This is a genomic window from Salinispirillum sp. LH 10-3-1, assembly GCF_030643825.1.
Taxonomy (GTDB): domain Bacteria; phylum Pseudomonadota; class Gammaproteobacteria; order Pseudomonadales; family Natronospirillaceae; genus Salinispirillum.
The window spans coordinates 3,222,350-3,238,085 of the sequence record NZ_CP101717.1; the positions used below are offsets into that span (position 1 = coordinate 3,222,350).

At 54.9% G+C, this 15,736-nt stretch carries 14 protein-coding genes; 3 read left to right on the top strand and 11 right to left on the bottom strand.

The genetic code is table 11. From position 1 onward, the window contains the following. Window positions 1-13: 13 nt before the first annotated feature. A complete protein-coding gene (locus NFC81_RS14860; protein WP_304995259.1) occupies window positions 14-1,366 on the bottom strand; it encodes a ribonuclease J in 1,353 nt (450 codons plus the stop codon). Between the two features lie 248 nt (window positions 1,367-1,614). Next, entirely contained in the window at window positions 1,615-2,679 is a 1,065-nt protein-coding gene (gene hemE, locus NFC81_RS14865) for a uroporphyrinogen decarboxylase (RefSeq protein ID WP_304995260.1), read from the bottom strand. A 49-nt stretch (window positions 2,680-2,728) separates the two neighbouring features. On the opposite strand from hemE, the gene NFC81_RS14870 reads away from it, so the two are divergent. Beyond that, window positions 2,729-3,352 (top strand): ACP phosphodiesterase, encoded by a 624-nt coding sequence (locus NFC81_RS14870; RefSeq protein WP_304995261.1) that lies wholly within the window; start codon window positions 2,729-2,731, stop codon window positions 3,350-3,352. Between the two features lie 67 nt (window positions 3,353-3,419). Then, on the top strand, window positions 3,420-4,904 hold the full coding sequence (locus NFC81_RS14875) for an ATP-binding protein (protein WP_304995262.1): 1,485 nt from the start codon (window positions 3,420-3,422) through the stop codon (window positions 4,902-4,904). Here NFC81_RS14875 and NFC81_RS14880 read toward each other — a convergent pair. From NFC81_RS14880 to tal, 4 genes are all read right to left on the bottom strand, one after another. Then, entirely contained in the window at window positions 4,871-6,664 is a 1,794-nt protein-coding gene (locus NFC81_RS14880; protein ID WP_304995263.1) for an ATP-binding protein, read from the bottom strand. The two genes, NFC81_RS14875 and NFC81_RS14880, sit on opposite strands and share 34 nt — an antisense overlap. Next, entirely contained in the window at window positions 6,661-7,128 is a 468-nt protein-coding gene (locus tag NFC81_RS14885; RefSeq protein WP_304995264.1) for a molybdopterin-dependent oxidoreductase, read from the bottom strand. Before NFC81_RS14885 ends, NFC81_RS14880 begins: the two co-directional genes overlap by 4 nt. Window positions 7,129-7,215: 87 nt before the next feature. Beyond that, entirely contained in the window at window positions 7,216-7,881 is a 666-nt protein-coding gene (locus tag NFC81_RS14890; RefSeq protein ID WP_304995265.1) for a pseudouridine synthase, read from the bottom strand. 2 nt (window positions 7,882-7,883) lie between these two features. Further along, complete coding sequence (gene tal, locus NFC81_RS14895; protein WP_304995266.1) at window positions 7,884-8,831, bottom strand: transaldolase; 948 nt, start codon at window positions 8,829-8,831, stop codon at window positions 7,884-7,886. 171 nt (window positions 8,832-9,002) lie between these two features. Between tal and NFC81_RS14900 the strand changes: the two genes are divergently transcribed. Then, on the top strand, window positions 9,003-9,788 hold the full coding sequence (locus tag NFC81_RS14900; RefSeq protein ID WP_304995267.1) for a 1-acyl-sn-glycerol-3-phosphate acyltransferase: 786 nt from the start codon (window positions 9,003-9,005) through the stop codon (window positions 9,786-9,788). Here the strand turns inward: NFC81_RS14900 and NFC81_RS14905 are convergent. From NFC81_RS14905 to NFC81_RS14925, 5 genes are all read right to left on the bottom strand, one after another. Beyond that, window positions 9,780-10,688: a bile acid:sodium symporter family protein gene (locus tag NFC81_RS14905; protein ID WP_304995269.1), complete on the bottom strand. Its 909-nt coding sequence runs from the start codon at window positions 10,686-10,688 to the stop codon at window positions 9,780-9,782. The two genes, NFC81_RS14900 and NFC81_RS14905, sit on opposite strands and share 9 nt — an antisense overlap. A 27-nt stretch (window positions 10,689-10,715) precedes the next feature. After that, window positions 10,716-12,533, bottom strand: coding sequence for a DEAD/DEAH box helicase (locus tag NFC81_RS14910; RefSeq protein WP_304995270.1), 1,818 nt, complete (start codon window positions 12,531-12,533; stop codon window positions 10,716-10,718). A 315-nt stretch (window positions 12,534-12,848) separates the two neighbouring features. Continuing rightward, window positions 12,849-13,814, bottom strand: coding sequence for a hypothetical protein (locus NFC81_RS14915; RefSeq protein ID WP_304995271.1), 966 nt, complete (start codon window positions 13,812-13,814; stop codon window positions 12,849-12,851). Between the two features lie 195 nt (window positions 13,815-14,009). Continuing rightward, on the bottom strand, window positions 14,010-14,771 hold the full coding sequence (locus tag NFC81_RS14920; protein WP_304995272.1) for an ABC transporter permease: 762 nt from the start codon (window positions 14,769-14,771) through the stop codon (window positions 14,010-14,012). Further along, a complete protein-coding gene (locus NFC81_RS14925; protein WP_304995273.1) occupies window positions 14,768-15,718 on the bottom strand; it encodes an ABC transporter ATP-binding protein in 951 nt (316 codons plus the stop codon). Before NFC81_RS14925 ends, NFC81_RS14920 begins: the two co-directional genes overlap by 4 nt. Window positions 15,719-15,736 lie beyond the last annotated feature (18 nt).

The window sequence follows — 15,736 nt, forward strand, 5'->3', positions numbered from 1 at the left end:
AGGAGCAATAGGACTACTGCCGCTCGATGACCACGCGACCGGGCTTAACCACTTGACGGCGCACGCCGCGCAATGGGGCGATCATGAACAGGTCGCCATTGCTGCCGGTGAGCTGACGCGGTACGCCACTTGCTTTGGCTACGGCGGCATTGGCTTTCATGTGTTGCGCTTCGCCATGTACTGGAATGGCGAGATGCGGCTTCACCCATTCGTACATCACACTGAGTTCGTCTTGTGCGGGATGCCCGGACGCATGAATGGGGTGCTCGGCGGTTTCTGAAGCGATGACCTCAACACCCAGTATTTCCAGGCGTTTCACCAAGCGTTGAATGTCTTGTTCATTACCGGGAATGACTTTGCTGCTGAAGATCACCCGATCACCGATGTCGAGCGTCATATCCGGATGGTTGTTTAAGGCCAAGCGCGACAAGGCTGCGCGTGGTTCACCTTGGCTTCCCGTGGCGATGACCAGCGTTTTATCACGCGGTAAATAACCCATGTCGCGGCTGCGCACCAACACCGAGTCGTCGTCCCACAGCCCTACGCTGCGCGCCGCGCCCAGCATGTTATGCAGCGACCGGCCCAGTAAAACCACGGAGCGTTCGGTGGCGCGAGCAACGTGCAGCAACGTTAACAGACGCGCCAAGTTGCTGGCAAAACAGGCGACAATCACCCGCCCCGGCGCACTGGCCACGTAGTGCTGTATCCCTGCGTGAAGGTCACCTTCCGACGCCGACCAACCGGGCAGAGTGGCGTTGGTGGAGTCGCACACCATGGCGTCGATGCCTTCAGCGGCCAAGGCGCGGTAGGGCGCAGCATCGAAGGGTTCACCCAGCACTGGGTTGTGGTCAATTTTCCAATCGGCGGTGTGAAAGACGGTGCCGGCGGGGGTACGAATAAGGATGCCACTGGGCTCGGGAATGCTGTGCGTTAAGTTGAGCCATTCGATGTTGAACACGCCAACTTGATGACGCCCGCCTAGCTCAATAATGTGCACCGGCACGCGTCCGGCCAAGCCCACTTCGCTGAGTTTGCGACGCAGTATTTCGGCGGTAAAAGGAGTGGCGTACACCGGGCAACGCAGCCGATCCCACAAGTACGGCACGGCACCGATGTGGTCTTCGTGCGCGTGGGTGATGATCATGCCCGCGATCTGGTCATTGCGGTCGGCGATGAACTTAGGGTCGGCGGCTTCAATGCGGGTTTCTAGGCCAGACGCGGGGTCGAGGATCGACGGTCGCTCGAATGTGACGCCGCAGTCGACGATCAGCCATTGCCCATCATGGCCGTACAGATTGAAGTTCATGCCAATCTCGCCGCAGCCGCCGAGCGGTAGGAACCAAAGGTCTGAGCTGCGCGGTGTCATAATTCTCCAAATTTGCTAGCGCGTTGGTGGAGCATTTGGGCAGTTGGTTAGCCTAGAGGGTGGAGGGCGGCGTTTGCGCACAGGACGTGCGCAACCGAGCCTACAGGGACAAATTCGTATGGAACGAATTTGCACGACCACCGGGAGCCCGTAAGGTCAGACACACGGATGTGTCTGATACGTATTTACGGCGTCCGACCGAAACCCTCTAGGCTAACCAACTGCCCAAATGGACTACAGAATTACGCCTAGCGATGATACTGCGGGCCTAATTCAACCACCGCTTCAATGAAGGCTTTGGCGTGTTCCGGGTCAACCCCCGGTGTAATGCCGTGACCTAGATTAAACACATGGCCCGTGCCATTGCCATAGCTGGCCAAAATGCGGGCGACTTCGGCGCGAATCTGTTCCGGTTTGGCGTACAGCACTGCGGGGTCCATATTGCCTTGCAGGGCCACACGGTCGCCGACGCGCGCGCGTGCTTGCCCCAAGTCTGTCGTCCAATCGAGGCCTAACGCGTCAGCGCCGGTATCGGCCATGGCTTCAAGCCACTGGCCGCCGCCTTTGGTGAACAAAATGACCGGAACAGTGCGCCCGTCGTATTCACGGATAAGTCCGTTCACGATGCGCTGCATATAGGCCAAGCTGAACTCTAAATAGGCGTTGTGTGCCAGTGCACCGCCCCACGAATCAAAGATTTGTACGGCTTGCGCGCCAGCGCGGATCTGCGCGTTCAGGTAGTCGGTCACGGCGTCGGCCAGTTTCGCCAACAGGGCGTGCAAAGTCTCTGGCTCGTTGTACAGCATGGCCTTGGCGTTTTGGTAATCTTTACTGGAGCCGCCTTCGATCATGTAGGTAGCCAGTGTCCACGGGCTGCCGGAGAAGCCGATCAAGGGCACTTTGCCATTCAACTCTTGGCGAATGGTGCTGACGGCACGCATCACGTAATCCAGGTCAACGTCCGCTTTCAAGGTCGGCAGTGCATCCACCGTAGCGCGATCGCGCACCACGTGTTTGAACTTGGGGCCTTCGCCGGTTTCGAAATACAAACCTAAGCCCATCGCATCGGGGATGGTCAAAATATCACTGAACAGAATGGCTGCATCCAACGGGTAGCGACGCAACGGCTGCATGGTTACTTCGCACGCCAGTTCGTGGTTCTTGCACAGGCTCATAAAATCGCCCGCTTGCGCACGAGTAGCACGATACTCAGGCAGATAGCGCCCGGCTTGGCGCATCATCCAAATGGGTGTGCGGTCAACGGGTTGGCGCAAAAGGGCGCGCAGGAAACGGTCGTTTTGGAGTTCCGCCATAGGTGCTGTTCCTAAATGAAGCCTGAATTTGAATGCCGCGCAGTGTACCATGAGTGCACGCGTTGGTCTGTATGAGCACGACATGAACTACCTTGCCCACCTGTATTTTTCTGATCTCACGCCCGACAGCTGTGTGGGGCAGTTGCTGCCCGATTGCATGCCGCCGCGCGCTCTGCCTGAGCATATAAACCCCGAGCTGGCGTTGCACATACGACTGCATCAGTTTATCGACCGTTTTACTGACCAACACGACGAAGTGATCGCGCTGCGCCAGCGTTTCGAGCCACCCTACCGGCGCTTTGCCGGGGTGTTGATTGATGTATTTTTTGACCATGTGCTGGCGCGCGATTGGTCAGACTGGCATCACGAGCCCATCGAAGCATTTTCAACCCAAGTGTACACCGCGCTAGAGCAATACCAAGGCCCGGAAAATGAGCGTTTACAGGCGCTGCGCCTTGCCCTGATTACCCATCGCTGGCTGCCCGGCTACGCCTATCCGCTGGGCATGCAGCGCGCGCTCGAAGGACTAAACCGCCGCAGCCGATTCGATACACCACTGGCGCAAGCCCACACCCTATTGCCCGAGCTGTATCCAGAACTGGCCGAACGCTTTAGCCGCTTCTTTCCTGCCTTATGTGAAGCGGTGCACACCGAGCGTAGCAAGCTAAGCTGACACTGGCGCGCCGCACTTACCTTTTCTATAGTGTGGGAATCCAGACTGCCGAGATGGAACCCTGCGCATGAATGACGAGCACCCACCCAACAACAGCGATGACGGCGTTGCCCCAGGCAGCGCCAACTTTGTGGCTCGCATCTCGCACGAACTGCGCTCACCAATGAACGCCATCTTAGGGTTTTCTGAACTGCTGGGTGATTCTTCGTTAGACAACGAACAGCGCCACTGGGTTAACCTGATCCAGGACTCAGTCGACCATATGCTGCTGATCATCAATGACGTGCTCGATATCGCCAAGATCGAAGCTGGTCATATGTCATTGAATCCACAGCGCGTCATGATTGCACCCATATTGATTCGCTTGGTTGAACAATTTGTCCCGCAGGTACGTAACGACTCGGTGCAATTGGATGTGTACATTGACCCGCACACGCCCGCCGAGATTGAATTGGATTCCATACGGTTACGGCAAATCCTGACAAATTTCCTCAGCAACGCCGTTAAATTCACCGACAATGGCAAAATCAGCCTGAAAGTGCGAACCCAGAACGACCGACTACAGTTTGTCGTGCGTGATACCGGCATCGGCATTTCACCCGACAAACTGCCGCAGGTGTTCAGCGAATATGAGCAAGCGGGTAAAGACATCGCAACACACTATGGCGGTACGGGGCTCGGCCTGTCGATCAGCCGTCGCCTAGCAACCTTGATGGGCGGCAAGGTGTGGGCAGAAAGCCAACCCGGCCGGGGCAGTGCGTTCTTTCTCGAGTTGCCATTAGTGACCGAGACGGATGCATTGGTTTTTGGCCCAGCAGGCCAGCTTTCAGGCCATGTTATTGCGGTCAACCTGACCAACGCGTTGGCGGCATTACGGTGTCAGGAATTGCTGCACTGGGCCGGTGCAAAACTGATTCCACCTGAGCAAGATATTCATCCCGCCGAACTCGTGATTACCGACCATGACCCCGAACGCTGGCCGTCCAATGACACCCTGCCGGTGCCTGTGGTGTGGTTGGGTGGCCGTCCGCGTGATGGCTCAGCGGCGCATTTCCATCATCTAGCCTTGCCGGTTAATGGCCTCAACCTACTCAATATCTGCCAGAGTGCATTGAACCATACCGACGCGGACAATGAACTTAAGGCCACCACTTCCGCGACCACGGCTGCTGACCTCAAAGGCACGATACTGCTGGCCGACGACAACAACGTCAACCTGATAGTAACAGAGAAAATTCTGAGCACCTTTGGCGTGCAAGTCATTACCGCGAGCAATGGTGAGGCCGCGGTAGACGCCTATATACACTATCGCGATGAGATTGATTTGATATTGATGGATGTCGAAATGCCGGTGTTGGATGGGCTCAGCGCCACGGCCATCATTCGACGCTTAGCGGAAGGCCGTACTTTGCCGATCATTGCGCTAACGGGCAACGCGTTACAGAAAAATATCCAAGAATGCTATGACGGTGGCATGGATGACCATCTGACCAAGCCGGTCTCAAAAAGCACCTTGTATTACATGCTGAAACGCTGGCTATCCGGTGGGTGACTGAGCACCACATTGTTCAAAGCGTCTTTTAGATCTGCTTGCTTAAAGGGCTTGGTCAGGTACTGATCCATGCCAGCAGCAAGACAGCGTTGGCGATCACCAAAGAGGGCATTAGCGGTCACGGCAATGATGTGCTGATGTGGCCAACCCAGGTCACGCTCGTGTTGTCGGATGGTCTCAGTGGCCGAAAAGCCATCGAGGACTGGCATATGGCAGTCCATCAAAATAACGTGGTACGGCCCATTTTCCATAACCCGCTCAATGGCCGTAGCACCGTTATCGGCGACGTCGACATCAATAGACATACGGCCCAACATCTTACGCAATACCATCTGGTTCACTTCATTATCTTCTGCGACCAGGACCCGCAAGCCATCGTAACGCATAAGATGACCAACACGATTATCTACGCTAGGCGCCTTACCGGCCCCCAAACTGACCGTTAATACGAAGCGCGCCCCCCCTGCCGAGGTTGGTTCAAAACGGAGATCGCCCGACATCATACGGGCCAAGCGCCGACTCAATGCCAAGCCCAAACCAGTTCCGCCAAACTCACGCGTAGTGGATACGTCGGCCTGACTGAACTCGGCAAACAGCGAGGGGACAAAGTGTTCAGCCACCCCAACGCCCGTATCTTCTACCTCAATGCGCAAATTTATCTGCTGAGCCAAAGAAACATCCGCTCGGACGCGCAGAGTAATGTGGCCACTGGCAGTAAACTTCACGCTGTTACTGAGCAAATTCAGAATGACCTGCTGCAAGCGATGCCAATCACCGTGGGCATACGCCGGTATATTAGGCGCCAATTCCAGATGAAACTCCGTACTGGTATTTCGACGCTGGCGCAACATCGCCTGCACCAGTCCTTCCATGTCCTGCAGCGAACGCGCCAACTCAAAATCCTCCGATTCCAGCTGAAATTGTTCCGCTTCGATCTTCGACAAGTCGAGAATATCGCTGATGTGTTTCAGCAGATTATCGGCGGTTTGGCTCAGAGTATGGAGGTAACTGGTTTGTTTCTTGTCCAGCACGGTGTCTTGCAGCAGTTCAGTCAGGCCAATAATGCCATTCAGTGGGGTGCGCATCTCATGACTCATGTTGGCCAGAAAGCGACTTTTTGCATCATTGGCGCTCTCAGCCATTAAACGCAGACGATTGGAGCGCCGTACTTCGACGATGATGATCAGGGAGTACAGGACAATAATGATAAAGCCTGCCGCCAGCAAGCCAACGATCCATTGGTAGTTGTCTTGCAGCTTGGCCAAGGCCAAGCTGGAAGATTCCGACGCGCTGTACAGATAGTCTTGCGACAACTGAAATAACCGACTTTCAAACTGGCGGAAGTAGCCAAGCAACTCAATGCCATGCGCTTGATCCAAATTAGCCACAATGGGCAGCAGATCCTCCAGTTCACGCTTCATATCGGCAGTGGCATTTAACAGTTGCTCATGCGAGTCGGGCAAAATCGCCCGCGCCGAGACAGCACGCACCAGATCCAACCGATGCAGTAAAATGTCGAGCCGCAATTTAACTTGGCCTAGCTGATCGGTTTCAGGGGTGGCGATGAATGCGTTCAGGGCGAATAGAAAACGCTGATTTTCCAGCTCCAAGCGTGATACGTTCCACGACAATTCGTCTTGTCCTACAGCGGCAACGGTGTCTATCTCCTGCTCGACGCGCCACAAGCCTACGATGATCAAACAGATCAACAGTAGGCTCAGGCTGCCTAGGATGGAGAAGCGCACCCACCGCCATGTCATTGGCGAATATCCAAGGCTTTCAACTGCCACACAGCCCAGCCACGGTGGGCGCGATCGTTCAATTCAGGGCGTTCGGTAAACGGGAACAGCAGCCAAAATGGTCCATAATTGCGCACCGGCATCAGCTCGCCATTGCGAGCAAACCCCAAAAAGGCATCTGCCGCCACCAACTCCATCAGGGGAGCTTCAATGCGATAGTCGTTCAATGCCGTCAGCGCTAATACGCCCTGCTCGGGACTCACACCCATGTACTCCAGCAAGCTGGCCAAATATATTCCTTCAAACTCGTCCTCCGTATCCGTCCAGGGTGTCCCGGTATGCAGCGTTTCGGCTTTGATCGCACGTAGGTTTTCAACTGACATCCTGTCCTCTACCCCATCCACTGTCACCACTATACTGGCAGCGGTTGCAGGAAGGCCAACCATCATGGTCAACCACAGTAAGTATGCACAGGTTTTCAGCATCAGTTCCTCTTTTTTCTTGTTGATTGTATTCGATGCCGATCCTTGGCGCCGCATTCTTGCAATAAGCATGCAATCGCGTTGATTAGTTTAGTCCAAAGGCCACGCCAATGTCTCGGGATGCAACCAGTCTTTCGGCCATTGTTCAATCATTGTCCAATCTTGGGGGCCTATATCCGCGGTAATTTTGAACGGCGTGCCCTGCCATAGAAAACTGAGCTGATACGCATGCAGATAAAGGCGGGGCGCAGCTGCGCCACCGTAGCGAGTATCTCCCAGCAAGGGTGCACCCAGTGCCTTCATGGCAACACGAATTTGATGGGTCTTACCAGTAATTGGGCGCAACAAAATGGCGCGCTGGCCATTGCCGAGACCCGCCGACTTAAAATACGTGCGGGCGGGATTGGTGCGCCCCGCTGATAACTTCCAGCTACCTTGACGGGCCTTCACTTGGTCACCCATGACCAAGCCCTCTTTTTTACTCGGCTTGCGCGCCGTCACCGCCCAATAGTACTTCGCCACGGCACGGCTCGTGAACAACTGGCGAAATTGTTCAGCAGCAGCCGCAGAGCGCGCCAGCAGCAGCACGCCGGACGTCCCTTGGTCCAACCGATGCACCAAGTGCAACTGTTCACCGGCAGGCATTAGCCTGAGTACGCCCCGTTGCTCATCGGTGTCCTGTACCGGCACCCCAGATGGCTTGTAGACAGCCAGCCAATCGGGATGCTCGAACAGGGTGACAATGCTGGCAGTCACCGTCAAATCAAACCGGCCAGACGCTCGCGTAACAACACAAAGTCGGCGTGGAATTGGCGGATACCCTGTGCGAGTTTCTCCGTCGCCATGGCGTCTTCGTTCATCTGCCAGCGAAAGGCTGCTTCATCCAGCTTCACGCGCTCCAGCCTAGGCACTGCCACTGGGTTCAGTTTACGCGCCAGATGACCTTCATCTGCTGCCAGTTCGGCCAACAAGGCGGGGCTGATGGTCAAGCGATCACAGCCTGCCAACTGCTCGATCTCGCCCATGCTGCGGAAACTGGCTCCCATGACCACAGTGGGGTAGTTGAAGGTTTTGTAGTATTGGTAGATGCGGGTGACCGACAGCACACCGGGGTCTTCTCCCGGGGCAAAGTCACGCCCTTCCGCAGCCTTGTACCAATCCAGAATACGTCCCACGAACGGCGAAATCAGGAAGGCTCCGGCTTCTGCACAAGCGACGGCTTGGGCAAAGCTGAATAGCAAGGTGAGGTTACAACGAATCCCTTCTTTTTCCAGTTGCTCGGCGGCTTTAATGCCTTCCCACGTCGAAGCAATTTTAATCAAGATGCGATCACGCGACACACCCTGGTCTTCGTACAAGGCAATCAGGTGACGCGCTTTGGCGAGCGTGGCTTCGGTATTGAACGACAGGTGCGCGTCCACTTCGGTCGATACATAACCGGGTACCACCTTGGTCAGTTCACGCCCGAAGTTCACCGCCAGCTTATCCATGGCCAGAGTCAACTTCTGTTCCGCTGATGCGCCTGCTCGGCGACCATAAGCCAGGGCATCGTCCACCAGATGTTGATATTCGGCCTGTGCCGCAGCCTTAAGAATGAGCGACGGATTGGTCGTCGCATCCTGCGGCTGATAGACCGAGATTGCGGCAAAATCACCGGTATCGGCTACTACGGTGGTGAAGCTTTTGAGCTGCTCCAGCTTATTCATAGGTACTCCTTGCGACGCTAATTAACGGTGGAAAATTGTAGTAATTATCGATCTGGTTTGCTTTGAGAATACCAGAGCATCCCGTGCGTCCCGAAGGATTTTATTGCAAATGTTTTCAACGCCCCTCTGCCGCTATAATAGGTCGACTTAGATTCTAGGGCTCACATCGGCATGACACCGTTTTTATCGCACTGGCCTCGGCCACTGAAAGCCGTCGTATTCCGCCTCGCGGGCATTCACCAGGGGAATCAACTGCTTGCCAAGGCTGCCGCTCGGGCGAAAAATGGCGAACACTTTATTGGCAGCCTGTTGGCTGGACAACGAATTGAGGTAACCGTATCCGGGCGAGAACATCTAGAGAGCGTGCAGCACAGCGGCTACTTGGTCGCTGGGAATCATCCACATGGGTTGCTCGATGCGCTTGCTCTAGCGACCCTCGCTGAACAGCAAAATAAACACTTCGACATGCTGGCACGACATTTTCTGACTATTTTTGAAGACCTCAGACCGCACCTGTTGCCGTTAAAAATCAATCGGGATCGCAGTGCTCAGAACGGTCGCTTGCAGCTTGATAACGCCATCAACAGCTTACACCAGGGCAACGTGGTGGTAATTACACCGGCTGCGCATTTAAGCTTACCCGCTGAACACGGCGCTCCAGCATTCGATGCACCGTGGCGCTCTGGCGTGGTGCGCATTGCACGCGCCGCAGCGGTACCGATTGTGCCCGTAACGGTACAGATGAAGATCCCCACTTGGACCTATCGAGCCCATCGCATACACCCTATTGTGCGTTCCATCGTGCAGGTGTGGTCGGTATTACTACGGCGACGCGAGCAGATTCACCTAATGGTACACCCGCCTGTGCGGCCTGAGGATTTGGCCGAATGGGACGACCAACAGGCTACCGAGCGACTGCAGAATACGGTATCCGAGCCGCTACGGCGCTCAGGGTAAGCGCAACGCCAGATGATCGCGGCGGGCCCAGAAGCCTGCCAGCGTAAGCCCGCTGACCAGATGCCACACGCCCCAGAAAGCGGTAATGATCATCATGCCGCCTTGATTAGGAAAGAAGTTGAACAGGATGATCAAGCCCAGGCCTGAATTCTGAATACCGACCTCCAGCATCACTGCGCGTCGGTCTGCCGTGGGCAGCTTCAACAGTTGCCCAGCACTCCAACCGATGCTCAACGCCACAGCGTTGTGCAAAATGACAAAACCGGCAAACAGCGTGAAATATTGCAGGAAGAGTTCGCCGTTATTGCCCAAGGCAATACCGACAAACAACAGGAAGATCAACAGGCTGAGTTTTTTCAGCCAAGGTTCAATGCGCGCACTGATGGCCGGTAAGTAATTACCGACTAGCATGCCCAGCAAAAGGGGGATGCCAAGCACCATAACAATCAATTGCAGAATCTGCACACCATCGACTTGAATCGAGCTGAGCAATTCACGCGTACCGGGGTTAACGCTGCCCCAGAAGGTGAAGTTGAGCGGGGTAAAGATCAATGCCGCCACGCTGCTGGTCGCGGTCATGCTGACCGATACTGCAACATTGCCGCGAGACATCCACGTCATCACATTCGAGAAAGACCCACCGGGGCAGGACGCCACCAGAATCATACCGAGCGCGATGCCCGGGTCCATTGGCACCAGCACCGTCAACAAGCACGTCAGCGCGGGCAGCAACATGAACTGCGCCACCAGCCCCGACAACGGGGCCTTGGGCGCACGGAAGACACGCGTAAAGTCAGCGGGCTTCAAACCGAGCGACACACCAAACATCATGGTCGCCAGGATGACATTCAACAGCCGCTGACTGTTGGGATCAAATGCAATGCGCACTTCGTCGAGCATGCACTACCTCACTGCAACGTGAACGCCTTACTGTGGACGAGGAGCGCTATTAGGCTTACCTTTACGCGGCGCACGCTTGGCTTTGAAATCACCTTTTGGGGCACCACCTTTGTAGTCACCTTTTGGTGGGCCTTTGCGATCCGGGCGCGGACCACGGCTGGCGCCGCCTTCAGACTTACCTACGAAGCTGAGCTTCATCGGCTGCTGACGCACGCGGACCTTACCCAGGTGCGTTTGCATTTCTTTTGGTAAGCCTTCCGGCAAGTCGATCAAAGAGAACGTGTCGTGCATCTGGATCTTACCGATGAACTGGTTCTGAATGTTGGCTTCGTTGGTGATGGCACCGACGATATCGCCCACGTTCGCCCCATGATCGCGACCCACTTCAATGCGGTAACGGTCGAAAGACTGTGGCTTACCGCCACTGAAACCGGCACCGCCGCCTTCACGCTTGTCACGGAATGACTTCTCTTCACGCCCGGCGATAAAGCCGTTATCCAATGCTTGGAAAGTACTCGCAACATCCAGAGGACGCTCTTTTTGTGCCAAGAACAACAAGGCAGCACTCAGGGTACGCAGGTCGGTATCAATACCTTCTTGCATCTGCTCGGACAAGCCGATGAAATACGTCAGGTCTTCATTGGTGATGGCGCTGGCCAGAGACTCACGGAAAGACTCCACGCGCTGCGCGGCAATCTCTTCGCCGGTAGGCAATTCGCGCTTGTCCAGCGGACGACCTGCGGTGCGCTCGATGGCTTGCAGCAAACGACGTTCACGCGGTGCAACCAGCATAACCGCACGGCCGGTGCGGCCCGCACGGCCGGTACGACCTACACGGTGTACGTACGATTCGGTATCCAATGGGATGTCGTAGTTCAGTACCAGCTCAATACGCTGTACGTCCAAACCGCGCGCCGCAACGTCGGTCGCCACGATGATGTCGATCTGGCCTTCTTTCAACTGACGGATGGTCGCTTCACGGTGTTGCTGGCTCAAGTCACCGTTCAGGGGTGCACACTCGTAGCCGCGTGACGACAGCTTTTCTGATAATTCAATGGTCGCCGCCTTAGTACGGGCGAAGATGATCGCCGCATCAAAGTCTTCGACTTCCAGCAAACGGGTCAAGGCGTCCAGCTTCTGATGGGGCTTCACAATTACAAAAGACTGATTGATCTGCGCCAAGCTGGTTTCGGTGGCTTGAATCTTCACATGGACCGGATCAGTCATGTATTTCTTCGTGATACGGGCGATTTCTGGCGGCATGGTCGCCGAGAACATGGCCACCTGACGGCCTGCCGGGCAGGCTTCAATGATAGTGGTCACGTCGTCGATAAAGCCCATACGCAGCATTTCGTCGGCTTCGTCGAGCACCAGCGCTTGCAGGTTGCTTAGGTCAATACGGCCGCGTTCCATGTGGTCCATCAAACGACCAGGGGTAGCCACAACAACCTGCGGGCCACGCTCTAACTGGCGCAACTGGGTGGAATAGTTCTGGCCCCCGTAGATAGGCATGACGTGCAGGCCTTTCATCTGACGAGCATAGGAACCAAAGGCTTCGGATACCTGAATCGCCAGTTCACGCGTCGGGGCCAATACCAGTACCTGCGGCTTGGCCATTTTCAGGTCAATACGGGCCAACAATGGCAAGGCGAACGCACCGGTTTTACCGGTACCGGTTTGTGCCTGACCCAGAATGTCACGGCCTTCCAAAATAGGGGGAATGGCTTCGGCTTGGATCGGTGACGGAATCTCGTAGCCCAGATCGGCCACGGCGCGCACCAGCGACTCGGGCAAGCCCAATTCAGCAAAATTCAAAGGGGTTTTTACAGCGGATGTATCAGTCATGCGAGGTCTCTCATTAAATAGCCCCATGCGGGCAAGGTCAGGTCGACCCATGCGCACAATGGTTAAAGAGAGCACTCAGTCGACAACGATCCCGGGCTGGCAGTCATGCCAAAAGCGGGACGCGGATTCTACAGGAAAGGATAGCAGAAAGCGGCAATTATTTTGGATATGTTGACCGACGAACGAATTGCGAGGTGTTTTTAAACAAATACTGTTTTTAAAAAACAATGAATGAGCGGGGGTTTAGAGGCTAGAAAGGGCTTTCATGGAGAACCGAGGCTGATCACAGCCTCGGCTTGGGTGCTGTATCTGAGCTTACAGACGCAGGAAGTTTTTCACTTGCAGGCTGATGGTGTTGGTCGCATTGCTGTTTTCGCCAGCTAATACTGTGGAATAACCCAATTGGAATTCCATCGGCAGCGCCCACTGGGTGAAGAACACACTGACGCTCGGTCCGACTGCGACGCTCCAGCTTTCTTCGTTAGCTGCTGACACATTGCCATTCACTTCGGTTTCGCCAGTCATAGTATAGGTGACGGGCAAACCAAAGCTGGTGCGAATACCATTGGCCATGTTCATGGTGTAGTTGGCTTCGGCTTCGAAAATCATTTCGGTGCCGTATTGTACTTTGGCATCTTCAACTGAAAAAACTCCAACACCCTCAACCACCTGCACTCCAAAATCTTGAGTTGTCTCCAAAAAAACAGATGTTTGATTGTATAAATTAATATAGAAGTTTTCAGTGATTATTAGGTCAAACGACGTGCGTGCGCCCAAGCCCCAAGCTCCGCGGTCTGTTCTTTGCGGTCGGAAATCGTCACTCGCTAGAGCATTAGATCGCTCCGCATCGGCATCATAACTCGACGTCGGAATCTTGATACCCGGCGTGATGGCTAAACGCATGCTATCACTGCGCGACAGACCACTAGATCCCAGCAACTGAATTTTGGCACCGACAAACAAATCGTTCGCACCGCTTAAATCAATACTTTCTTCATCTGCGACACCACCGGACAATACGTAACCTGGCGCCCATTGCACACCGGCAGTCAACCAATCTGTAACACCATACTCCAGTGCCAACGACAATGTGTTAACGGTAACCTTGCCAAATTGTGGGTCTGCAGTACTACCATCGCTTTCGAAAACAGAATCGATCGTAGTAATAGACGGCGCAATAGTAGTACGCAGTACACCTTGCGGTAATACATTGGCGTCATCAGCAAAGACAGGAATGGCCAAACCAGCCAGCAGCGGAAGTGCGATAGCCTTTCTTAACATGCGTTTTCTCCAGATTTTTATATTTGTTGTATGCGGGGTAGATCCCCTATCTGGTACCATAGCGCACAATCGGTGACGCCCTCCAAGCTCTAGACGCTTCGCGTATCGATTGAGCAACAATTAGGCAGCAAAGCCACGCTGAGCCGCCTAATCATTGCCAATAACGCTTAAACAATGGCTTAGCCGTTTTAGGCTTTACGCTTTCACCTTGTACCCCGTTTTAAAAATCCATCCGATCACGGCGAGGCAGATCAGCATAAAGAGTGTGATCATGCCCAAGCTGACGCCCACCGCCACATCCGACACACCGTAGAAGCTCCAACGGAACCCGCTGATCAGGTACACCACGGGGTTAAACAGCGTAATGGTTTGCCACACCGGTGGCAGCATGCTGATGGAGTAAAAGCTACCGCCCAGAAAGGCCAGCGGGGTGACGATCATCAAGGGCACGATTTGCAGCTTCTCGAAACCATCGGCCCACACGCCAATGATGAAACCCATCAAACTGAAGGTCAGGCTGGTCAGCACCAAGAAGCCGAGCATGATGAACGGATGCTCGATGCTGTAGTCCACGAACAAGCGTGCCGTGAGCATGATGATAAAGCCGAGCACAATCGACTTGGTCGCCGCCGCACCGACGTAACCAATCACGATCTCCAGTGGCGACACCGGAGCCGACAAAATCTCATAAATGGTGCCGGAGAACTTCGGCATATAGATGCCAAAGGAGGCATTGGAAATACTTTCCGCCATCAGTGTCATCATGATCAAGCCGGGAATGATGAAGGCGCCGTAACTGACACCGTCGATCGCGGTCATCTGCGAGCCAATGGCGGCTCCGAATACGACAAAGTAGAGTGACGTCGAAATGACCGGCGAGGCAATGCTTTGAAACAGCGTGCGCAAGGTACGGCCAAGCTCATAACGATAGATCGCGAGTACACCTTGGGCGTTCATGCGGTGGCTCCTTCTGCGGAATCAGAAACAAGGCTGACGAAGATGTCTTCCAGTGAACTTTGCGTGGTGTGCAGATCGGTGACGTCGATGCTTTGGTTCTGTAAGGCGCGCAGCAAGGTCGGAATGCTGTGCGCGTCATTTTGCGCGTCGTAGGTGTACACCAAAGTATGGCCTTCGGCTTCCAACGTCAGCGCAAAGGGTGCCAGGGCGTCGGGCAAGGCGTTCATGGGCTGCGCAAGCTGCAGGGTTAACTGCTTCTTACCCAGCTTTTGCATCAAGGCGGCTTTGTCTTCCACCAGCATGATCTCACCTTTATTGATGACGCCAATGCGGTCGGCCATTTCCTCGGCTTCTTCGATGTAGTGCGTGGTCAAAATGATGGTGACGCCTTTTTCGCGCAGCTTGCGAATCATCAGCCACATGTCGCGCCGCAGCTCCACGTCCACACCCGCGGTTGGCTCGTCAAGAAAGAGGATTTCCGGTTCATGCGCTAAGGCCTTGGCGATCAACACGCGGCGCTTCATGCCGCCCGACAAAGCAATGATCTTGCTGTCTTTCTTGTCCCACAGCGACAGGTCACGCAGGATCTGCTCCAAATAGGCCCGGTCGGGCTTCTTGCCAAACAAGCCGCGACTGAATTGCACGGTGTCCCACACTTTCTCAAAGATGTTCACCGCCAATTCCTGCGGTACCAAGCCAATTTTCTCTCGGGCCGCTCGATAGTCGCGCACCACATCCATGCCGTCGGCCAGAACCCGACCGTCACCGGGGTTCACGATACCGCAAATAATGCTGATAAGGGTGGTTTTGCCCGCACCGTTCGGGCCAAGCAAAGCAAAGATTTCACCCCGTTTGATGTCCAAATTAATGTCTTTCAGCGCCTGAAAGCCGGATGGGTAGGTTTTACTCAAACCCTGCACAGCTATTATTGGAGAGGCGTCCGCCATGTTCTATCCCTACGGTGA